Raw genomic sequence first — 21,494 nt, 5'->3', positions numbered from 1 at the left:
TTGGTGGCCGCAAAGCAAATCGGCCATCGACGCAGCGATTTCGTCACACGGCACCTCAGGCCGTGCGGTAGCCGCCGAAATCTGCGGAAATTTTGACGAGCGCCTTCGGCTGCAAGGCCTCGCACACATGTGGCAATCGCTAACGTCCAAACGTTGGCCTGGAGAGCGCCATTCGGATCCTGCGCAACTGACCTCTTCGCGAACGGGGAACCAGACCCCGTGCAAGGTGCCGAAAATATTCGAACTCCGGCAGAGGTGGCACGTTCGGCCTTACGCTGGTCAGACGCATTTTCATCAATAGGCTATCAATGCCCAGATAAAATCGCAGGCGCCAACGAAGATGACGTTCAACGCGTAAAGGTGCCTCACGCTCGCCCGTCTTGTTCACGGGAAGTGGGACATAACGAACGGCATTCGCAAGATCTGACTTCTGACAACGCTCAAGAATATCGGCAACCCATGAAAGCCACTCGTGATCGCTCCGCTTAGGAAGCTGGTGAATGCTTTTTCGATCGCTGGAGTGCCGTTCCGAGGCAGCCGGATTGCCTTCTCGACGCGGTAGATCGAGGATGAGGCACACGCGCCTGAGTTCCTCATGAGACAAAGATGGATAAAAGTACCGTAACCTCCGCCCCTGCTCGAAATCCCCCTTGCAGACCGAAGCAAGCAGAAAATATGCCCATTCGACCGGATCCGGGTCGGTTGCACCATAGTCGATCATCGTTATCTTGACCAAGTTCACTAAAAGGTCATAGGCGCGATCGGCATCGCCGTCACGCAATGCGCAGATGGCAAGACGCAGTTTGGCTTCAGGCAGGTAGGACACATAGTCCAGGCAGCGGACATAACAGTGCTTGGCCTCCTCAACCCTGCCCTGCTCAAGAAACAAATCGCCCTGCTTCAGCAAAGCGCGATCTCTCGCCTCACCGACAACGTGGATGCTCCCCTGCTGTGAGATACGGTCGACCTTTATGAGATCGTCGAAAGGCCCGGGTTGGATGATCTTTTCGCCGAATTGCAGGCCTCGGTTCAGCATGAACCATTGATATATCTGCGCTCTGTGCTTCAGCGTATGACGCGAGTGGACCAAATTATAACCGGCTGTCGCGATGCGCTGTATTTCGTCGGGATGAGCAAAGAGATATTCCAATCGATCAACCACGTTGTGGTGGTCGGCAAAGATACAGCTCTCCATGTCTGCAAAGCCGGCGGCCTCCACTGCTGCCGTACGTTCCGTCAATAGACAGGCGTTTGCACCGGGGATCTCGAAGTGCTTTCGCACGATCTCGCCTCCCGCGGTGCCACATGTGGGGACGACGAAGCTTGCGTTGAGCACGCGCGCATAAGCCTCTCCCGACAACAATTGAGAAGCAAGCTTGCTCTCATAGCTGTGTTGCGGCGAGACCAGGCAGGGATAGCGGTCGCGAATTATTGGAAAGACATTCTGCCGCCACGGATAAAGACCGTAGACTTGGCCCGTAAGCGTGACCGGTATGATCTTCTGCTGACCATAGTCGTGATAGACTTCGGGGTCGATGAAGTTTGGCCAGACGAACAGGCTATCCTTGAGCTCCGGCATATATTCAGGAGTCATGGTTCCAATCGAGAAATATGTCTCGATGCCCCACTGCTCCATATCGGAAAGGAAGCCACTGCGCCGGTCGCACCATGGATCGGCGTTGTGAAGGCCAAGCTTGGGAACTTGGGCATTGATGTTGGTGATTTTTATCCGCTGTGATCCATGTGACCGGTAGCCGCTTTCAAACAGCGTCAGATCCGGCTCATAGCGATCGCATATTTCCGCATAATCACAGTCGCGGTTGACGACGACAACATCGAAGTGGGTGGCGAGGCATTTGACCTGCTGCTGCATGTGCAGCAGCAGGTAACCGGCCGCCTTCGCATTGGGCTGATGGTCCCACTGGAAGAATACCAGCCTTGGTTTGCGGTGTTCGATCCTATCCATGTCCCTATCGTGCGGTTTCCTGAACGGGAAGGCCGACAGCCGGAGTAGGCAGATAGGTGTAAGGCGTTCGCGAGGACCGGATTGCGGGCGTGGTCTTGGCTCCGGCGGCAAGCTTCCACTCGAAATACGCGATCGTTTTCTCGAGCCCCTCTCGCAGGTTCACCGTCGGCTGCCAGCCCAGGTCCTCCTTTGCACGGCGGATGTCGGGCTTGCGCTGTGTCGGATCGTCAATCGGCAGAGGATTGTATACGATGCTTGATTTCGATCCCGTCATCTCGATGACCATTTCGGCGAGTTCCCGGACCTGGAATTCTCCCGGGTTACCGAGATTGATAGGACCCGTAACGCCGGCCGGCGCCCCCATCAGGCGGATGAAGCCCTCGATCAGATCGTCTACATAGCAGAAGGAACGCGTCTGCGTGCCGTTGCCGAAGATAGTGATCGGTTCGTTTTGAAGAGCCTGAACGATGAAGTTCGAGACGACGCGACCGTCATTGGTCTGCATGCGCGGCCCATAAGTATTGAAGATCCGCGCCACCCGGATTTCCACACCGTATTGACGATGATAGTCGAAGAACAATGTTTCGGCACACCGCTTGCCTTCGTCATAACATGCCCGCGGGCCAATGGGGTTGACGCTGCCTCGATACTCTTCGGGCTGAGGATGGACTGCCGGATCGCCATAAACTTCGCTGGTGGAGGCCTGAAAGATCTTCGCCTTGGTGCGTTTAGCCAAGCCGAGCATATTGATGGCCCCGTGCACATTGGTCTTCACCGTCTGCACGGGGTCGTGCTGATAGTGGACGGGAGATGCCGGGCAAGCGAGGTTATAGATCTCGTCGACCTCCACATAAAGCGGGAAGGTAATGTCATGGCGAAGAATCTCAAAGCGTGGGTCGTCGAGGAGGTGCAGCACATTGTCGCGCGAACCGGTGTAGTAGTTGTCCACGCAGAGGACGTCATTGCCCTCTCGCAAAAGCCTTTCGCACAGGAATGATCCCAGAAACCCGGTGCCGCCGGTAACCATAATTCGCTTGTGTCCGTGCATTGATGTGCTCCGTTGTTGATGGTTGGCTCGTGGAAGTGGTCAGCAGGCTCCCCTGCGCTTGAAGACCGCAGGGATTGTGCCGAGAAGAATTTGGCAGTCGAACCACAGGGACCGGTTGTCGATGTAGAACTCGTCGAGTTGCTGCTGCAGCTCGATATCCGCATCGCTTCGTTCGGATATCTGCCAAAGGCCCGTGAGCCCCGGCGTGACGGAACGGCGCTTGTCTCGAAATTCGCTGTCCATAGCCAGGAGGTGATATTCCGGAAACGGACGCGGTCCGACGATGGCCATCTCGCCCGCAATGATGTTGGCCAATTGCGGGAGCTCGTCGATACTCGAAGAGCGCAACATATGTCCTATAACCGGAAGAATGCGCGGATCGTCCTTGAGCTTGAAGTGGCTCAACCACTCGGCGCGCATAGTGGGGTTGTCTCGGAAGAGTGCTTCGAGGCGCTGTTCTGCATCTTGGTACATCGTCCGCAATTTCAGGACGCGCACCGTCTTGCCGGACCGTCCTTCCCTGGCATGGCGAAAAAAGACAGGACCTGGATCGATGGCATAGATTGCGGCCGCTGCAATTGCGACGAATGGCGCGACCACGATCGTTGCAGGAACGGCGATTGCGAGATCGAGGATCCGGCGAACCGGATCCGAGTTGACCGAACCCCCTCCGGTGGTGAGGCGAATGCCGATCTCTCCGCCGATATCGGCAGGTCGCAATCCACTGACCTTGAGGCTCGGCGTGTCGGAAAGCAAAATGACTTCGGCGAACTTGCCGCGCATCGCCGCCAGGTCGGACACAAGCGAGCCTTTGTCACCGGCAATCAGCGCAATGGATGGCCCGCCACCCGGCAATGCGTCCAAAGTATCGGGGGCAAATGGCTCGGGCCTGATGCCATACTGCCAGCGGTCGGTGAAATGTGCCACGATCGCTGGAGCAAGGTTGCCAGCCCCTACGACAACCGCGCGCTCCCCCCAAATTCCAAGTCTCCAGCAAAGGCCTCGTGCAAACCAATGCACAAGCGGCTGAGCAACCAGCCCGAGACCGAGGAACACAATAATGGCAAGCAGCAGTCCTTCCCCCTCCGGCAGGATAACCGCTCCAAATGCCGCAAGGACGGCCACCTTGACGGTAGCTATCGTGCGCCGCCGCAGATGTTCGTGATCATGCAGCCGATATCCAGGATAGAGGCCGGCCGATGCGTAAAGAACAATCGCAGCCAGTGCGGCGACCGCGAACGCACGCTCCATAATCGTGCCTTCCGAACCACCGGGAAGAAAGGACAGGAGAACGAAATAGGCAATCAAATAGCTGGCGGCGTCGCCGGCGATCAGCAAGGACGACGTTGCAAGCCGTGGAAGCCGGCGCCGCAATGCGACGGGCACAGTCAGCCCTGCCGGTACGGAGGCATCGGCAGTCCTGGCTCCTATGGGCGGCACGGACCCTGCCGAAATCGCCCGCGATGTCATGTCATTTGATGTGGATGCCTTCGACGGACCCGGTGTCATCGCTGACGGCATAAATAAGGACATGACGCTTTTACCCCCTACTGCATTTGTCCCGACGCACCCGATCCAGAAATCGCGTCTTCAATCGGAAACTTCCGAAGTCCCAGTCTCTGGAACGCTGTCAGCGAGATGAAGGTCGGCACGACGAGCGCATAACGCCGCCACAGCCGCCGCGGCTCGCACAGAAGACGAAACGCCCATTCGAAGCCGCTTCTTTGAATGAATCTCGGAGCCTGCCGCTTGAGGCCGGCGTGGAAATCGAATGCGGCTCCGACACCGATGAGCATCGATGCTTCCAGACGATCGCGCATGCGCGCCATCCAGAGTTCCTGCTTGGGACTACTCAGCCCGACCCAGATGATATCGGCGCCCGACCGATTGAGCCGGTCGGCAATATCCGTTTCCTCTTGCAGCGACAGTTTATGAAAAGGCGGCGCATAGGAGCCGACGATCCGAGCCTGCGGAAATTTTGCGAGAAGGCGTGCCTGCAACTGCTCCAATGTCTCGGCTGTTGCGCCATAAAGGAAGTGGCGCACGCCTGTTGATCTGCCGGCATCGAAAACGGATAACATCAGATCCGGTCCGTAGACCCTGTCGCTCTCCAAATGACCAGCACGTTTCAATGCCCATACCAACGGCATGCCATCGGGGGTCACGAGGAACGCCCGGTTATGTATCGACCGCAGCTCGGGGTCATCCTGGCATCGGACGATGCCGTGCGCGTCGCGAACGCACACATATTCCTTCCTGCCGTCTTCGATCGCTGCTTGAATAAATCCGGTCGCGCTTTTGAGATTTACTGCCGAGACGCGAACACCAAGGACATTCGTCCATCCTGAAGAGCCACCCGGATGAAGAAGTGAAGTTGGAATTCTGCCTACTGGTTGTTTTCTCATGACCTGCGCTCTCGCGACTGAAACTGTCATCAGAATATCCCGGCAGGTCGATTGCCTCCATACTTGCGGCTCCAGCTATTGGACGTAGAAGAGACTTCACATTTACGTCTTACGCCGGGATGGCGTACGATATTCGAAGTAAGTGTATGTACCCCACCACCTGCCATGCTGCTCTTTTTGATGACTGCAGAGCCGCAGAAGATATTCGCCATGGCTCGAACAAAGCTCGTGAGGTTTAGCGCGGACAAAGCCGGAAGAGAGACATGTTCAAACCAATCGCGAAATGAAGGCCCCGGCCGGCAAACCTTAAGAGATGCCCCAATCAGCTACGGAAAGACCGAAGTCTTGAGGGCTATGTATAGATCACGGAAGCCCTGCCCCCTGAGCAGATGAACGCTTGGAGTTGGTCGACGAACAATCGCTGAGGACGGAAGTCGGTATCAGCACGGTGAAAAATTACAGCGTCATGCCCAGCATGCCGCCGAGGAAGTCGCTAGATTCTGACTCCGATACAATCCTCAATCATCTCAAGGAAATTACGCACCAATATCGGAATGAAGGGCCGCCCGCGAATTGAAGCTTCGACCGAAATCTCATCTCCACTGCCTGGTAAAGAGCATGTCCGAAAGGGGCCCGCGCGTGCGCGCGGCAATGCCATCATTTAATGTGCGGAACGAACATGCGGGCAAATGCCGACGCTGGTTGACAGGAGCCAGAAGATCTCCAAAGCGATCTGGCTGCAACTTCGCCTGACCCTCAGATGACTTTCACCTTGACGCGATCGTTCATTCGCGGATCGGCAGGGCTTCTGCGGACTTTATAGCCGCAGAACACCCCTCGTCCCGGCGCCTTTTATTGCTCGGAGGGCGCGACCATGCTTCCGGTGTCCGCCCCAGCCTTTTGAAGATCACCTAGACTACCAAATTCTCCCGAACGCATGATCCTCGGATCTATTCGAAAGCTCTGGTTGTTCAAGTTGCCGCTGTAGCGGTTGCGCGCGAATTGCACAAATCCAAGCCCAAGATCGGGAGCGTTGACATACGCGGCCATGCCGCTGTCACTGTCAACCGATACAATATTCTCCTCAATACGATTGGGGCGTGCCCATGGCGGACGCCAACCCCTGCCGGTGCCATCATCAACACGAAAAGCCGCGCCCGATCCGTGTGTGATGACGTTTCCTGTCACCAGGTTGCTCCAACCGCCGTTGATACCGATCGCCGTGACATTACCCGAGAGCGTATTTCCCTCGATACGAATCCCGCTTGCCTTCCCATCCGTATAGATCGCCCAGCTGACTGGAGACGGCCACTCCCTGGTATTCTCATAACCGGAAGGCCAGAAGGTCCCATCGGCCCTGTTCATCAGATGACCGGTCCCGGTCACGAGATTGGAGCGGATGGTGCTGTTCAGAGAGTCGGCCTGCTCGCCCATCATCTTGATGGCGCCGCCATCTGCCGTCTGCCGATTGGCATTACGGATGATGTTGTGCTCAATGACAGCGTTATAGACGGCGTCACTGGAACCCCACAGCGAACCGCCGGCGATTCCGAATTGCGCCGTGTTTTCGATCAGGTTGTCGGCGATCCTTACATTGTCGGCCGCCTGGAACCATATTCCGGCGGTTTCAATGTAAACCTTTCCGATGTCATGGATATGGTTTGAAAGGATCCTGGCGCCGTTCGACTTAAGGAACGTGCCATAGTTTGTGCCGACGTAGATCCCGTTGCCAGCCACTTCCGCAATCACATTGCCGGCAATCAATGCATCCTTGCTCTCCGTCACATGGACTCCGACCCCAACATTCTGGATGCTGTTGCCGACTATCTTGACGCCGTCAGCGTGTTCGATCCGTATGGCGCCAAATCCTCTGGTTTCGGTATAGAACTTGCCGCTGCCGTCAGGCGCTCCATCTCTAAACTCGAGCCCGGATACGACCATCCCATTAGCCCCATCCAGCTTGAAGAATGTCGGCAGAATGCCAGCAACGACGACGGAATTGGGTAGCGACCCATCGACAGGGATATAGTGAAGCTGGCCCGCGGCAAGGTCGTACCACCACTCTTCAGGAGCATCGAGCAAGACCTCGGCCCCGGTAAGGAAATAGCGGCTGCCTTCTGCGGTAAAGAAATAGCCTGTGCCTTTGGTATGGATGGTCCGGCCGGCGTCATCGATGGAGACAACTGGGAGCGTATCATTGCCCCACTGGCTTCCGGGTTGATACCCTCCAACGATGTCTGCGACCAGTCCACTTATATCATTCACTGCCGGCAGATCGCCGGCATGGAAACAAAAGCGCGTGTTTGCTGTCGACACGTCGATGGCAGGCTGGCACTTTGCAGCAAACAACCATCCCTTGCGTGGATCGCCATCAGCGGGGGCGTTCGGGAATCGAGCCCTGGTTTGTCGTATCCCATTGACGAAAAGGTCACCGACCCCTTCACCCGGTGGCAATTTCAGAGGCGCCATCCAGCGACCATCGGCCTGCTGCACCCAGTCGCCCACGCGTAGTCCCCCATGCAAAATCGGCGCTTCATTGCATCTTGCCGTGAGGATCAAGCCCGTATCGCGAGAGTCAAAGACGATCGGCTGAGTCAAGTAGTAATCGCCTTTACCCAGCGCGATTGTGTTGGTGCCGCCCTTCGCGCGGGCAGCGTCACGAGCTTTTTCAATGCTGGCGAAAGGGCCATCGCCCCCTTGCTGATTTGCTGCGGGAAGAAGGCCGCTCCAGGTGTCTTTGCCATCGGGAGAGACGTAAAATACCGTCCGCGCCCCGGTGCCGCCGCTCAATACGCCGCTTAAAGAAGTCTCATTCAACCTGGCTGGCAAGGTCGCGGAAGCTTCCGCACAAGTCGCCTCCCTGACAAGAATCTGAAGGCGCTCCGGCGCATCTATTTCTGTCCCGACTGAAGCCGGATTGGCGGGCTGCGGAAAGATCAGGACAGGCAAAAAGTTGAGGATCACTCCAAAACGCCACCGCCTCATGACATCTGCACCCCGCTCGTCACGTCTCGCGAGGGCGCCTGCCAAAGTGGAGAATGTCTGCTCGAAACGACGGGCGCGTATAGCGAAAACATAATGATGGTTGCGGTAAAGAGGATGAAGATGGTGTCATTCTGAACCAGAAAAAAACTCTCGGTCAGATTCATCACCAGGATCATGATCGTAAGGACATTGAGCCACAGCCACCCGTACTGCGGGTCATGACATTGAAGAACCGCGCCCTGGTGGATTGCATGGAGAAGCATCAGAGCAAACGGGATCATTCCCATTATTCCAAAGCTCAACAAGATATCGCGATATCCATTATGCGCGTGGGGTGCTGCCCACCCCAACTTTAACCATATGTGCGTCGCTTCGGGATTCTCAGTTGTCCAGAAAGCCTGGTAACCATAGCCAAGCATCCAACGATCGGATATTTCGCGATCAACCAGTTCCCACAATGGCACCCGGCCCGTCAAAGTCGCATCCTTGCCGAGCGCTTCGAGGGCTGGAACCAGGAACTCGTGCAGCGAAATCAGTATGCCGATAGACAGTTGAACGAAAAGCAGGACGACGACGACGCGGCCGATGCTGCTGCTTCGTTGCAGGAGGGAATAAAAGCCGCTCAGGCAAAACGCCGCTGACGTTGCAATGATAGCGGTCATCGATCCAGAGCTTGCAAGGCAGATGATACCCGCAGCCAACAAGACGAATGCGGTTCGCCGCAGACCGAGCGTCCCGTCGATCAGCACAGCCGTCGCCACCAAAATCATTAAACACGCGTACCAGCCTAGGACGTTCTTATGGATGAAGACGCCCCGCATAGCACCATCTGGCATGTTGGCGAGGTTTGGTGACACCACGGACATAATCACACTGAGGACGATACAGGCTCCGAAGGTCACGAATAACAGGAACAGCAACTGCCTAGGCGTGAAACGTATCGCCAGGACATAGGAAAGAAGCAGGCAAAACAGAAGGCCGATTGCGCGCCGCAAGCTCGTTGTAGGATCTATTGACCACAACGTAGACAGAAATGGCGCGGCGAGGATCAGGGGAATAATAAAATTTCGCTTTATTGCCAGTATAAATTGCGGAAAATTTCGTATCAAAATTACAATTGTAAATAAGTACACCGGAAAGCAAGTAAGGCGCAGTATAGATCTGGCAGAATCGCTGAGCGCTCCGTCGGCATTTGCAAGAATAAGAGGCAGAAAGGCGCCTGCCTGAACAAAAAGGGATATCCCGGCACCCCAGCATTCTATAGCCCGCCAACTGATGGTTGGTCCGCTGGCAGTTGTGAGGCTATCTACTCTCATTATCCGTCCCGACTGAATTGAACAGACAAGCGACCGTTGATCGCGGCACATCAAAAACAAGTGTCGGCCTTTATGGCTGCGATACTCTCAAGCAATCACTCAGCCACATCCGCAGTCAACCTATCCTAGGGAGGTGCGGGCTAAGCCCAATGCACCCTGGCTACACCCAAAGACGATGTTGCACCTAAACTTTCAGCCGGCATGTACCCAAAAGACGGGTCTTCATGTCCGCTAATTGCCCTTAAGAGCAGATGTTGCGCGTGTCCGTTCACCGCTACCGTGCCGATGAATGTCTTGTGCAGCGTGGTGGGTAAACCGCGGTTTCACTGGAATGGGGCAACAATTCTGACAGAGGCGATCTCTGCAGTCGAAGCCTGGAAGGTTAGGATTTCTATGTTTCTGCGTCATAATCCTAGTTCTCTGCGCAACACAACGGGCGCTCTACTCGTCGTGACATTGTCAGCAGCGATCTCATCGGCTCTTCGCAAGATCCTGTTCGGCCGACAAGGTATTTTGGCTTCAAAGCTCACTGGCTGCGTAAAGCTCGACCCCTTAAGCAACTTTGCACTGCTCTACAGCGGTGCATCGCGGCAAACTGCCTGAGCGCGTCATGGAGATATCGGCCCTCAGTGTCCTGATCAATAATTACAACTACGCGCGCTTCGTTGGGCGGGCGATAGATAGCGTGTTGAGTCAAGACGCAGGTAACGTCGAGATAATCGTCGTCGATGACGGCTCTACCGACCAGTCGCGGTCCGTTCTGGAAGCGTATGACCGCCGAGTGAAGGTGATCTTTCAGGAGAACGCAGGACAGGCGGCTGCGATCAATACCGCTGTGGAATCAAGCACAGGGGAGATCCTCTGTTTTCTGGATGCCGACGACTGGTGGGCTCCGGGCAAGCTGTCGGCGACTGCTGCAGCATTCCGGGCAAACCCTCAAGCATCGCTCGTTTATCACCGACTGCAGCCAACGCTTCTCGATGGCACGCCGACGTCTAAGCCGATCCCTCGAACCCTGTGCTCGGGCGCCTTGTCGCCGCTCCTGACCAGCTCGGCCGGCTGGTGGCCTTTTCCGATGACGTCAGCCGTCGCGGTACGCCGCAGCGCATGGAATTTTGCAGGGAACATTCCCGAACAATTCCGCATATCGGCCGACGCCTGGCTCGTGGGGATCTATCCGTTTCTGGGGGACGTCATTGCCATGCCGGATCCGCTTGGATTCTATCGCATCCACAACAACAACTGGTATCGATCGACCGAAGACGCCGCCACACTAAGGAGGCGGATGACGCACTGGCAGCATACCGTTGAAGCAACGAACCAGTTTCTCTCAGCCCATGAACTGCCGGCAAGACTACATCTGACGGATCACCATCCCTATCGCATTGCGTCGGCAAAGCTGCAGGGAGCCGATGCACGCACCCGGCTCAAGCTTGCCGTCGAAGGCCTTTTCTTTGCCGGCGAACCGAACCTGCTCAGGCGGATCCGCGATAGTTTCCGCTCGGCACGCGGCCTGTCACGGCTCGCCCTCGACGCCGGCTTGTCGGAGGCAGCGAAATGAAGGCGCTGTTACTGGTTTCAGAATTGGAAGACTATACCATCGCCTTCGCCAGCGGCGTTGCTCAACACCTGGACGTTGTGCTGGCAGTGCCACGCCGGCGCTATGCGCATCTCGCCTCTTCCATCGATCCGGCTGTCGACCTGCACCTTCTGGACTGGCCGAGACACCGTTCTCTCTCCAATCCCTGGTTTCTGTACCAGCTTACGCTTCTGATCCGGAGAGAGCAGCCGAATCTCATTCACCTCCTCAGCAATTCTACACTTTGGCTGAACCTTGCCGTGCCGTTCTGGCGCCCGATTCCGCTCGTGACAACCGTTCATGATGTGGAAGTCCATCCCGGCGATTCCGATACGCGTACGCTGCCCGTCTGGGCTCCCGAATTGATGGTGAAGCAATCCGGACATCTTGTCGTCCACGGCGAGGGACTGAAGCAGCTGCTTCTCGATCGATACGCGAAATCCGCAGATCACGTCCATGTCCTGTCTCATCCCTCCATCCTTCGTTATGCGGAAATCGCCCGGCGACAGAAGATGACGCCGCGTGAAGCCGATGGAACTACGCGCGTCCTGCTCTTCGGACGGATTTTTGCCTACAAGGGCCTGGAACATCTGGTCAGGGCCGAGGCGATGCTAAAGGACGCGCTTCCCGACCTGCGCATCACGGTCGCAGGCCGCGGCGACGATCCGGCGATATTCAAGCCGCTTATGGGGGATCCCGGCCGCTATGATATTCGCAATCGCTTTATCGAGGATGCAGAGGTCGCCCAGCTTTTCCTGGACACCGACATCGTCGTGCTTCCCTACACGGAAGCGTCGCAAAGCGGAGTGCTCAACCTTGCCGCCGCGTTTGGCAAACCGGTCATCGTTACGGATGTCGGCGAGTTGCGGAGCACCGTTGAGCCCAACGGGTTGGGATTGGTGGTGCCTCCAGGCGATGCCACAGAGCTTGCGGCAGCGATCAGGACATTGGCGGACAACGGCGAGCTTAGAAATCGCTTCGGTGACCGGGCGCTCAAATGGGCCAACGGACCGAATTCGCCCGAACGGGTCGGCGCTCAGGCTGCGGCGGTTTATCGGGAGGTGGTCGGTTCATGCTGACGGAGGCCCTTACGGACAGAAATCGAATGGCTGCACGGAGCGCGGCTAGCGTCCGCCACTATGTTCCAGGCGGCTGCGAGAACGGCGGCGGCATTGGCAGGCTGGTCGGCTATATAACAGAGACAGCGAAAGAGACCGGCACGAAACATTTCGTGACCGATACCAGAGGGGCTCGATGGTCCAAGCTGACGTCCCCCGCCCGCCTGCTCGGCGCCATCCTGACGATGGCAAAGGACCGGATTGTTGCGCCAGCCCGCATTCACCATGTCCATATCGCTGGCCGCGGCAGCACGTCGCGAAAACTGATCCTGACGGAGGCTGCCCGCTTGTTCGGGTGCAGCCACATATTGCACCTGCACGACTACGATTACGCCGGCGACTTTGCGCAACGCTCGCCCCGTCAAAAGCGACTTATTCGTCGGATGTTTCAGAAAGCCGATTGCGTTGTGGCCCTGGGCAAGCGCGACCGCATGACGCTGACGGCACTTCTTGGCGTTGACGAAGCTCGCACGCTTGTGGCCCATAATTGCGTTCCCGACCCCGGGGCGCACAATATTCGCGTCGGCCAGACGCCGTTGATCGTATTCCTAGGCCGGTTGAGCGAACGCAAAGGTGTCCCCGAGCTTCTATCGGCCCTGAGCCACCCGGTCATGAAGGAACTTCAGTGGCGGGCTGTGCTGGCAGGTGACGGCCCTGTCGAGGATTATCGCCGTCAGGCCGACGCTATGGCGCTTTCAGATCTGGTAGAGATGCCCGGCTGGCTTGACGCCGGTGAGGCACGGGCCCTGTGCGCGCGCGCAGATATCCTGGTTTTGCCCTCGCACGCCGAAGGTCTGGCGATGGCGGTGCTCGAAGGGCTGTCCCACGGGCTCGCGGTCGTTACCACGCGGGTTGGGGCACATGATGAAGTCATAACCGACGGTGAAACCGGGATCTTCGTCCCCGTCGGAGACCAGAATGCCCTGGCTTCGGCCCTGGCCAAGCTGGTTTCCGATCCTGAAATCTGCATCCGCCTCGCCGTCCAGGGGCGCACGCATTATCTCAACCATTTCAGCATGAGGGCATATATGCGGTCACTCGAGAAACTTTACGAAACCGTTTCCGCCAAACCTCAAGCAATGGTTGGCGCACGATGACGATTTCAACTGTTCCACCGGACCGCAACCTTCCGATCTCACCGATGCGCTATGATCCTCGCTTTCAGGCCGAGACCAAGGCAGACCACTTCGATCTGGCATCCGCTATTGGCCTCGTCCGGCGCAGAATGATCATGATCATCACGATAACCGTGCTGCTGATGGTGCCCGCGGTGAATATGATCTCTGGGTTGAAGCCCACCTATCAGGCCTGGGCCCGATTGATTGTCCACCAGCCCCTCGCGAACGCGCTTGGTGCAGACGACACCAGCCGCGGTGATCTCCTTGACGTGAAGTCGGAGACTGAGCGGCTTCTATCCAGAAGCATCGCAGAGCGAGTCGTCCGCGAAATGCGGCTTAACGCGCTACCGGAATTCAATCCAGCGCTGCGGAAAATCTCGTTCATTGAGAGGATCCGGGCGAAGTTGCGCGGCCTGTTCGACACGAAAAAATCCGCTCCGGTGGGAGACGGCCTCGAAGCCACTATCCCGGAATTTTATCAAGCGCTCGGCGTCTGGCACGAAGAGAAGAGTGAAGTTATCCAGATCAGCTTCACTGCGACTGATGCTGAACTCGCAGCCGCGGTTCCGAATCGGGTCGTCAGCATTTACCTCGATGAGCGCAAGGACAGTGTCAGTGGCCGCCTCGATGCAGCGGAAGAATGGATTCGACAGCGCATCACCGAACAGCAGGTTCGCTCGGATATTGCTCGCGACACTGCCCGCAACTATCAAGAATCGATGGACATCGTATCGAGAGAAGACGCTCAGGATGAACGTATAAAAACACTGCTGGAAGTCACTGGCCGCCAAGGGAAAATCGAGGAAAGCCGGATGGAGGTAAAGGCGACGATATCCATGCTGGCAGCAGCGAATGACGCTTCGGTCGCAGTGCAGAATATCGTCGTCCCAGACAGCATTGCCACAAAGCAGCGCGATCTGCACGCTCAGGAGCAAGATCTCGCCCGTCTTCTTCAGACGTATGACGGCAACGCCGAGGCCGTGGTGGATTTACGCGAGAAGATCCAACAATCCCGTCTCGATCTCGACCTTGCGAACAAGCAATATCTTCAAACAATGCGTGCCAAGCTGGTCGCGCTTGATCGTGAAGCCAACGCAGTGCAATCCATCTTGGCAGTCGCCCAGGAAAAACGCACACGCGACGCTCTGGCGCAGACGGAATTGACGCGCCTGCAGCGTATTGCCGAAAAGGAGCAAGCGGCTCTCGACAAGCTTGAGGACCAGCGCCGTGACCTTGCCGCCAAGGCCAAGCTGCCTGGGGCGGAATTGGAGGTTTTCTCACCGGCTTCAGTGCCGCTCGTGTCACAGGGACGTGGACGGCTTTTCTATCTGGTGGGCGCCCTCCTGGCTGCCATCTCAGCAGCCGTAACGGCTGCTTTCGTGATCGAAATGTGGGACCGGACGGTCCGGAGTTTCGACCAAATCGCTCGAACACCGCGCACGATACCGGCTGGACTTATCCCGCGTCTGGCACGGAGGGAAAATTCGAAAACGATGTTCGACCATATGCCGGTCCCGATGTTCGACGAAGCAATCCGTACCGTGGTACTTTCACTCAAACAGTCCAGTGGCGGCAAGTTGCCGAACAGTATCGTCGTTACGTCGGCTCACAGCGGAGAAGGCAAGTCGCTTGTCGCGAGATCGCTGGCTATTGAACTTGCCGCAGCAGCAATTCCGGTGCTCCTGGTTGATGCCGATTTTCGCCGGGGAAAGCTCGATTCGTTTTTCCGGTCGGAACTAACGCACGGATTGAGCGAATTCCTGAATGGGCAGGCGGATATCCGCGACATCGTCTACCGCCATCCAAGCGGTATCCACTTCATTCCATCGGGCAAATCCCGTCTCCAGCGGCGCACCCGTTCGAATGGCATGGCAGAAATCATCGAGATGGCAGGCGCGGCCGGCCATATTGTCATCTTCGACAGCGCGCCTGTGCTCGTCTCGACAGATACCGTGCATTTGACTGCCCTGACGGAAAGAACATTGGCAGTTGTCAGATGGGGAAGGACGAGCCGCCGCGCGTTCGAATTCGGCCTCCAGCAAATGAAAAGCTCGCGAAACTCGGAAATCCTTGTCGCGATCAACAACGTAAATCCCAAAACTCACGCATTGTATAACTTCAGTGACTCGGAGCTTTTTTCGAAATCTCTGATGAAATACTACGATCAAAAGCCTGAATACAACACACATAAAGGTAATCTCTCAATTCTTGAGATTGTCCGAACCGTGAAACATCATTTTCTTCTGCATTGGTATTCGAGTTAGAGGGCAATCATGGATACAGGAATGAGAGACAATCGAAAAGTTGCACTGATTACGGGCATAACAGGTCAGGACGGTGCGTATCTGGCCGAATTGCTCTTGGAGAAAGGCTATATCGTTCACGGCCTGAAGCGGCGTTCGTCGTCCTTCAATACCAGCCGCATCGAGCATCTCTACGAGGATCCGCATATCGAGAACCCCCGCTTTATCCTGCATTTCGGGGACATGACGGATTCAACCAATCTTATCCGGGTCGTTCAGGAAACGCAGCCCGACGAGATCTATAATCTTGCCGCACAAAGCCACGTTCAAGTCTCCTTCGAGACGCCGGAATATACGGCGAACGCCGATGGAACCGGCACCCTTCGACTGCTTGAAGCCATTCGCCTCCTGGGCCTGACCAGGAAGACCCGCTTCTATCAGGCGTCCACCTCAGAGCTCTACGGCAAAGTCCAGGAAGTCCCGCAGAGCGAAACGACGCCTTTTTACCCTCGCTCACCCTATGCGGCGGCCAAGCTCTACGCCTATTGGATCGTGGTCAATTATCGCGAGGCCTATGGCATGCACGCCTCGAACGGCATTCTGTTCAATCATGAAAGCCCGATCCGCGGCGAAACATTCGTGACCCGCAAGATCACCAGGGCGGCGGCTGCGATCCATCTCGGACTGCAGGAACGGCTCTATCTCGGCAATCTGGATGCCAAGCGCGACTGGGGACATGCACGTGAATATGTCCGCGGCATGTGGCTGATGCTGCAACAGGACGAACCGGAGGACTACGTCCTTGCGACCGGCGAAACGCACTCGGTTCGTTCCTTTGTCGACAAGGCCTTCGCCAGGGTGGGCATGCCGATCGATTGGCGTGGCCTGGGGGTCGAGGAAAAGGGGTACGACAAGACATCCGGCCGATGTGTGGTGGAGATCGATCCCGCTTATTTCCGTCCGACAGAAGTTGATCTTCTGATCGGCGATCCGACGAAGGCGCACACGAAGCTTGGCTGGAAACATGAGACCAGTCTTGATCAGCTGGTGGCGGAGATGGTTCGCGAGGATCTGAAAGTCATGGCACGAAATGTCCCGTCGGTCGGTGTCACCAGGGGATTTGCCTATGCCTGAGGTGATCTACAGCCTTGCCGGAAAAAGGGTCTATGTCGCGGGCCACCGCGGCATGGTGGGCTCTGCGATCGTGCGGCGTCTCGCCTCCGAGGGCTGCGAGATTTTGACTGCCACCCGCGCCGAGGTCGATCTCAGACGTCAAGAGCAGGTAGAGGCCTGGATGAGCACGAATCGTCCCGACGCCGTCTTCCTGGCGGCTGCGCGGGTGGGCGGTATTCTTGCCAACGCGACCTATCCGGCCGACTTCCTTTACGACAACCTGGTTCTTCAAGCGAACGTCATCCACGCGGCCCATAATGCTGACGTCGAAAAACTGATGTTTCTCGGCTCGTCCTGTATCTATCCGAAATTGGCCGATCAGCCGATCGTTGAAGAGGCACTGCTGACGGGATCGCTGGAGGCGACGAATGAATGGTATGCGATCGCCAAGATCGCCGGCTTAAAGCTCTGCGCTGCCTATCGCAAACAGCACGGCAAGGATTTCGTCTCGGCCATGCCGACCAATCTCTATGGTCCAGGCGACAATTTTGACCTCGACTCAAGCCACGTCATGCCGGCGCTCATACGCAAGGCGCATGAGGCCAAGATCAACAGGCAGCGAGAGATATGCATCTGGGGTACTGGCACGCCGCGCCGCGAATTCCTGCATGTCGACGATTGCGCCGACGCCTGCCTCCATCTCATGAAGACCTATTCTGCCGAAAGTCATGTCAACGTCGGTTCTGGCGAAGACATTGCCATCCTTGATTTGGCACACCTCGTTTCCAAGGTCGTTGGTTTCGAAGGCAAGATCACGCGCGACCTTACCAAGCCAGATGGCACGCCGCGTAAACTCTTGAGCGTCGACAAGCTTCGCAGTCTCGGCTGGTCTCCCAAGATCGGTCTGAAGGAGGGCATCGCAGACGCCTACAGCTCCTTCCTTGATGGGCATTATCTCGAACGCAGCAACAGGGCGATGTCCGGCGATCTGACCGGTCAAAGCGACATCAGCTTGGGGAAGGCCAAGACTTCGGCGCCGCACGCGCCGGCGCGCTCTGCGGTCGCGCATCATCCTCGGGCATAGCGAATTTGCGCGAGGGATAAAAGGATTGGTCCGGGGGGACGCATATGCTGGGATGGAGCAATACATGCAACCAGTCGAAATCAGGATTGCGGCGCTCATTTTCCTGATAGTCGTGTGGGCGGTGATCATCGGTGCGGCAATGAATTTTTTTTCAGTCGAGATACCGACATCGCTTGTCGCTCTATTGCGCAGATAGCCCACGTCAGGGTCGGCGCGATTGCCTTCAACTGAGGACGACCACCGCCGTGGTAAAGTGGCAGGCGCGGCCGTACCACATGCGGCAGCGATCGAAGAATTGCGCCGGCTTTTTCCATTATAGCCATCAACTCGCCATTGCATGGCTGGCCGCTGACCCACTAACGCGTGGAAATCGGGGAACTTCTCGACTCCAGATGCATGTGCCGCATCAGGCCGCTGAGTTTATGCTGACTGCGAATACCACATTCGAACCAGGAAACGAGCTCCCTTGCGACGTGCTGCGCCGCCGAACTGTCAATGTCACATGAATTTTCCTGACACCACTGCCTGAGAACAGCTTTCAGCATGGCGACGTCATCAGGCTGCAGCGCCGGCTTCGTAATCCCCGAATGCTGGGTCATCCGCATTCCTCCCGATTGGGTCAGCCGATCCTAACCGGCGAACCTGCGATTTCAACCGCGAGTACGGAAGCGTACGTATGAGGGGCTGCGGCATACGGGAACAACGGCCCGGATAAGCAACGCGTAACCCTCTGACGAAGCCATGTCCGCAATTGCGGAACCAGACGCATCGCCTATCGTTATCGCGCTGGGACCATGCGAGAGGGGCCTGTTCGCAAGCCTCTCACTTCTGTCCGTTCCCCCGCGTGGTCTCACTTCCCTAACTACCCGTGTCGCGGGGCTTTTTTGTTGCGGTCCGCAGCCATGCTAAAAGCTGTTGTGCACTCTTGATGAGTGACTTCCTGCCATGGGCGAACATAAAAAGAACATCAAACCGACAATTGAAAGCCGAAATGTGACGCTCCCAGCGAGTGCCATTTGGGAGATGTGCAGATGGCGATCGACGAGCCCGCCGGCGAAGCATCCGGCTCTTGTGGGGGGTTCATGTAACCGGTGTAGACGCCGAAACCGGCAGCTGATCTTCGCCAACGAAGCCAACGCGACCATTCAAGTTTCCCTGCCGCGACGGCGCCGACAAGCTATCTGAATATTTTCTCGGACCTTAGACCTGCCGGCATCATCCTGGGTGCAACGGCAAACCAGCTTCGGTTGTCTCCGCAAAACACCCCGCAAAACCGGATGACTCCCATGCGGTTGCTTCCTTGACTGCGCCCGCCTTCTTGGCCCAAAATTGAAATCATTATTTAATTACAGGAACTTAGCAGTCAATAACTGGGAGTGCTAATTTTTTCTGGCTACCCTCTTGAAACCGGATTTATTCGAAACCAAATCGATCGCGCCGATTGCTCCGAAGATGAGGATTGGCACCCGCCCGGACTGGTCATCCGGTTCGGTAGGGGAACAACATCATCATTGTTTTGCCGTTGGAGGAAACATGTCGTTCCGACCGCTTCATGACCGCATTCTCGTCCGCCGGGTCGAATCCGCAGAGAAGACCAAAGGCGGCATCATCATTCCCGATACTGCAAAGGAAAAACCTCAGCAAGGCGAGGTCATCGCCGTCGGCCCCGGCGCGCGCAATGATGCAGGTCAAATCGAGGCGCTCGACGTGAAAACCGGTGATCGCATCCTTTTTGGCAAATGGTCGGGGACCGAGATCAAGATCAACGGTGAGGACCTTCTGATCATGAAGGAGAGCGATGTGATGGGCGTTATCGAAGCCCAGGCCACGGAGAAGAAAGCCGCGTAAGCGACTTAAACAGTCAAGAGCTGCCGAGAAAGGAGTGCCGAAATGGCTGCCAAGGAAGTCAAGTTTAATGCTGAAGCCCGGGATAAGATGCTTCGCGGCGTCGACATACTCGCCAATGCGGTCAAGGTGACGCTCGGCCCGAAAGGTCGCAACGTCGTCATCGACAAGTCCTTTGGTGCTCCGCGCATCACAAAGGATGGCGTTACCGTGGCAAAAGAAGTCGAGCTTGAAGACAAGTTCGAAAACATGGGCGCACAGATGTTGCGCGAGGTCGCCTCAAAAACCAACGATCTTGCCGGCGACGGCACCACGACCGCCACGGTTCTGGCCCAGGCGATCGTCAAAGAAGGCGCCAAAGCCGTGGCGGCGGGCATGAATCCGATGGATCTGAAACGCGGCATCGACCTTGCCGTCGACGCCGTCGTCAAGGAACTAAGGACCAACGCCCGCAAAGTCTCCAACAATTCCGAAATCGCTCAGGTCGGCACCATTTCGGCCAACGGCGATTCCGAGATCGGCCGTTATCTTGCAGAAGCGATGGAAAAGGTCGGCAACGAAGGTGTCATCACCGTCGAGGAAGCCAAGACGGCGGAGACGGAACTCGAAGTGGTCGAAGGCATGCAGTTCGATCGCGGTTATCTTAGCCCCTACTTCGTTACAAATGCGGAGAAGATGCGCGTCGAGTTCGAGGACCCTTATATCCTCATCCACGAGAAGAAGCTCTCCAACCTGCAGTCGATGCTGCCCGTCCTGGAAGCTGTCGTGCAGTCGGCCAAGCCGCTCCTGATCATTGCTGAGGACGTCGAAGGAGAAGCGCTTGCGACCCTTGTCGTCAACAAGCTGCGCGGCGGGCTTAAAATCGCTGCCGTCAAGGCACCCGGCTTTGGCGATCGCCGCAAGGCAATGCTCGAAGACATCGCCATCTTGACGGGCGGCACTGTCATCTCGGAGGACCTCGGCATCAAGCTCGAGAATGTGACGTTGAACATGCTCGGCCGGGCAAAGAAGGTGTCGATCGAGAAGGAGAATACCACCATCATCGATGGTGTTGGTTCGAAAAGCGAGATTGATGGCCGCGTCGCGCAGATCCGGGCCCAGATTGAAGAAACGACCTCCGACTACGACCGCGAGAAGCTGCAGGAACGCCTTGCCAAGCTCGCCGGCGGCGTTGCCGTGATCCGTGTCGGTGGCTCGACGGAAGTGGAAGTCAAGGAACGGAAGGATCGGGTGGACGATGCACTGCATGCGACGCGCGCAGCCGTCGAGGAAGGCATCCTCCCTGGCGGCGGCGTTGCGCTGCTGCGTGCTGTTAAAGCGCTCGACCATCTCGATACGCCGAACGAGGATCAAAGGGTCGGCGTCGAGATCGTCCGCCGTGCAATCGAAGCCCCGGTGCGCCAGATCGCTGAGAATGCCGGGGCCGAAGGCTCGGTGATCGTGGGCAAGCTGCGCGAGAAGAGCGACTACTCGTATGGCTGGAACGCCCAAACCGGCAACTATGGTGATCTCTATGCTGACGGTGTCATCGATCCGGCCAAGGTCGTTCGCACTGCTCTTCAAGATGCGGCTTCGGTCGCCGGCCTTCTGGTGACGACGGAAGCAATGATTGCTGAAAAGCCAAAGAAGGAACCCGCTCCGGTCATGCCTGCAGGTGCCGGTATGGACTTCTAA

14 protein-coding genes are annotated in these 21,494 nt (G+C 56.9%); 8 read left to right on the top strand and 6 right to left on the bottom strand.

The genetic code is table 11. The annotated features are described in order from the left end of the window. Positions 1-139: 139 nt before the first annotated feature. From RLEG4DRAFT_RS08165 to RLEG4DRAFT_RS08140, 6 genes are all read right to left on the bottom strand, one after another. Positions 140-1,966, bottom strand: a complete 1,827-nt coding sequence (locus tag RLEG4DRAFT_RS08165; protein WP_003576820.1) for a glycosyltransferase family protein — start codon at positions 1,964-1,966, stop codon at positions 140-142. Positions 1,967-1,970: 4 nt separating this feature from the next. After that, entirely contained in the window at positions 1,971-3,014 is a 1,044-nt protein-coding gene (locus RLEG4DRAFT_RS08160) for a UDP-glucuronic acid decarboxylase family protein (protein WP_003576819.1), read from the bottom strand. Between the two features lie 39 nt (positions 3,015-3,053). Further along, entirely contained in the window at positions 3,054-4,547 is a 1,494-nt protein-coding gene (locus tag RLEG4DRAFT_RS08155; RefSeq protein ID WP_003576817.1) for a sugar transferase, read from the bottom strand. Positions 4,548-4,561: 14 nt separating this feature from the next. Continuing rightward, entirely contained in the window at positions 4,562-5,449 is an 888-nt protein-coding gene (locus tag RLEG4DRAFT_RS08150) for a WecB/TagA/CpsF family glycosyltransferase (RefSeq protein WP_432416790.1), read from the bottom strand. Positions 5,450-6,271: 822 nt separating this feature from the next. Beyond that, on the bottom strand, positions 6,272-8,404 hold the full coding sequence (locus tag RLEG4DRAFT_RS08145) for a right-handed parallel beta-helix repeat-containing protein (protein WP_003576813.1): 2,133 nt from the start codon (positions 8,402-8,404) through the stop codon (positions 6,272-6,274). Beyond that, positions 8,401-9,720: an O-antigen ligase family protein gene (locus tag RLEG4DRAFT_RS08140; RefSeq protein WP_003576811.1), complete on the bottom strand. Its 1,320-nt coding sequence runs from the start codon at positions 9,718-9,720 to the stop codon at positions 8,401-8,403. Before RLEG4DRAFT_RS08140 ends, RLEG4DRAFT_RS08145 begins: the two co-directional genes overlap by 4 nt. Before the next feature lie 610 nt (positions 9,721-10,330). Between RLEG4DRAFT_RS08140 and RLEG4DRAFT_RS08135 the strand changes: the two genes are divergently transcribed. From RLEG4DRAFT_RS08135 to groL, 8 genes are all read left to right on the top strand, one after another. Then, positions 10,331-11,281: a glycosyltransferase family 2 protein gene (locus RLEG4DRAFT_RS08135; RefSeq protein WP_003576808.1), complete on the top strand. Its 951-nt coding sequence runs from the start codon at positions 10,331-10,333 to the stop codon at positions 11,279-11,281. Beyond that, complete coding sequence (locus RLEG4DRAFT_RS08130; RefSeq protein ID WP_003576806.1) at positions 11,278-12,378, top strand: glycosyltransferase family 4 protein; 1,101 nt, start codon at positions 11,278-11,280, stop codon at positions 12,376-12,378. The genes RLEG4DRAFT_RS08135 and RLEG4DRAFT_RS08130 overlap by 4 nt, the downstream gene beginning before the upstream one ends. Beyond that, the gene (locus RLEG4DRAFT_RS08125) at positions 12,372-13,514 is read left to right on the top strand and encodes a glycosyltransferase family 4 protein (protein WP_003576804.1); all 1,143 of its coding nucleotides are present in this window, start codon (positions 12,372-12,374) and stop codon (positions 13,512-13,514) included. The genes RLEG4DRAFT_RS08130 and RLEG4DRAFT_RS08125 overlap by 7 nt, the downstream gene beginning before the upstream one ends. Then, a complete protein-coding gene (locus tag RLEG4DRAFT_RS08120) occupies positions 13,511-15,799 on the top strand; it encodes a GumC family protein (RefSeq protein WP_003576802.1) in 2,289 nt (762 codons plus the stop codon). Before RLEG4DRAFT_RS08125 ends, RLEG4DRAFT_RS08120 begins: the two co-directional genes overlap by 4 nt. Positions 15,800-15,808: 9 nt before the next feature. Further along, positions 15,809-16,912: a GDP-mannose 4,6-dehydratase gene (gene gmd / locus RLEG4DRAFT_RS08115; RefSeq protein WP_003576800.1), complete on the top strand. Its 1,104-nt coding sequence runs from the start codon at positions 15,809-15,811 to the stop codon at positions 16,910-16,912. Further along, a complete protein-coding gene (fcl, locus tag RLEG4DRAFT_RS08110; RefSeq protein ID WP_003576798.1) occupies positions 16,905-17,975 on the top strand; it encodes a GDP-L-fucose synthase in 1,071 nt (356 codons plus the stop codon). The genes gmd and fcl overlap by 8 nt, the downstream gene beginning before the upstream one ends. A 1,533-nt stretch (positions 17,976-19,508) precedes the next feature. Continuing rightward, entirely contained in the window at positions 19,509-19,823 is a 315-nt protein-coding gene (locus tag RLEG4DRAFT_RS08100) for a co-chaperone GroES (protein WP_003576794.1), read from the top strand. 42 nt (positions 19,824-19,865) lie between these two features. Further along, complete coding sequence (gene groL, locus RLEG4DRAFT_RS08095; protein ID WP_003576792.1) at positions 19,866-21,494, top strand: chaperonin GroEL; 1,629 nt, start codon at positions 19,866-19,868, stop codon at positions 21,492-21,494.

The organism is Rhizobium leguminosarum bv. trifolii WSM2297, assembly GCF_000271845.1.
The sequence above is the reverse complement of the archived record's forward strand: the minus strand, read 5'-3'. Positions and strand labels throughout refer to the sequence as shown.

Excerpts from the sequence above, each read along its gene's own strand:
- RLEG4DRAFT_RS08160 (WP_003576819.1), bottom strand. The coding sequence starts at position 3,014 with ATGCACGGACACAAGCGAATTATGGTTACCGGCGGCACCGGGTTTCTG.
- RLEG4DRAFT_RS08130 (WP_003576806.1), top strand. The coding sequence starts at position 11,278 with ATGAAGGCGCTGTTACTGGTTTCAGAATTGGAAGACTATACCATCGCC.
- RLEG4DRAFT_RS08155 (WP_003576817.1), bottom strand. The coding sequence starts at position 4,547 with ATGTCCTTATTTATGCCGTCAGCGATGACACCGGGTCCGTCGAAGGCA.
- groL (WP_003576792.1), top strand. The coding sequence starts at position 19,866 with ATGGCTGCCAAGGAAGTCAAGTTTAATGCTGAAGCCCGGGATAAGATG.
- RLEG4DRAFT_RS08120 (WP_003576802.1), top strand. The coding sequence starts at position 13,511 with ATGACGATTTCAACTGTTCCACCGGACCGCAACCTTCCGATCTCACCG.
- RLEG4DRAFT_RS08150 (WP_432416790.1), bottom strand. The coding sequence starts at position 5,449 with ATGACAGTTTCAGTCGCGAGAGCGCAGGTCATGAGAAAACAACCAGTA.
- RLEG4DRAFT_RS08125 (WP_003576804.1), top strand. The coding sequence starts at position 12,372 with ATGCTGACGGAGGCCCTTACGGACAGAAATCGAATGGCTGCACGGAGC.
- RLEG4DRAFT_RS08135 (WP_003576808.1), top strand. The coding sequence starts at position 10,331 with ATGGAGATATCGGCCCTCAGTGTCCTGATCAATAATTACAACTACGCG.
- RLEG4DRAFT_RS08165 (WP_003576820.1), bottom strand. The coding sequence starts at position 1,966 with ATGGATAGGATCGAACACCGCAAACCAAGGCTGGTATTCTTCCAGTGG.
- RLEG4DRAFT_RS08100 (WP_003576794.1), top strand. The coding sequence starts at position 19,509 with ATGTCGTTCCGACCGCTTCATGACCGCATTCTCGTCCGCCGGGTCGAA.
- RLEG4DRAFT_RS08145 (WP_003576813.1), bottom strand. The coding sequence starts at position 8,404 with ATGAGGCGGTGGCGTTTTGGAGTGATCCTCAACTTTTTGCCTGTCCTG.
- fcl (WP_003576798.1), top strand. The coding sequence starts at position 16,905 with ATGCCTGAGGTGATCTACAGCCTTGCCGGAAAAAGGGTCTATGTCGCG.
- RLEG4DRAFT_RS08140 (WP_003576811.1), bottom strand. The coding sequence starts at position 9,720 with ATGAGAGTAGATAGCCTCACAACTGCCAGCGGACCAACCATCAGTTGG.
- gmd (WP_003576800.1), top strand. The coding sequence starts at position 15,809 with ATGGATACAGGAATGAGAGACAATCGAAAAGTTGCACTGATTACGGGC.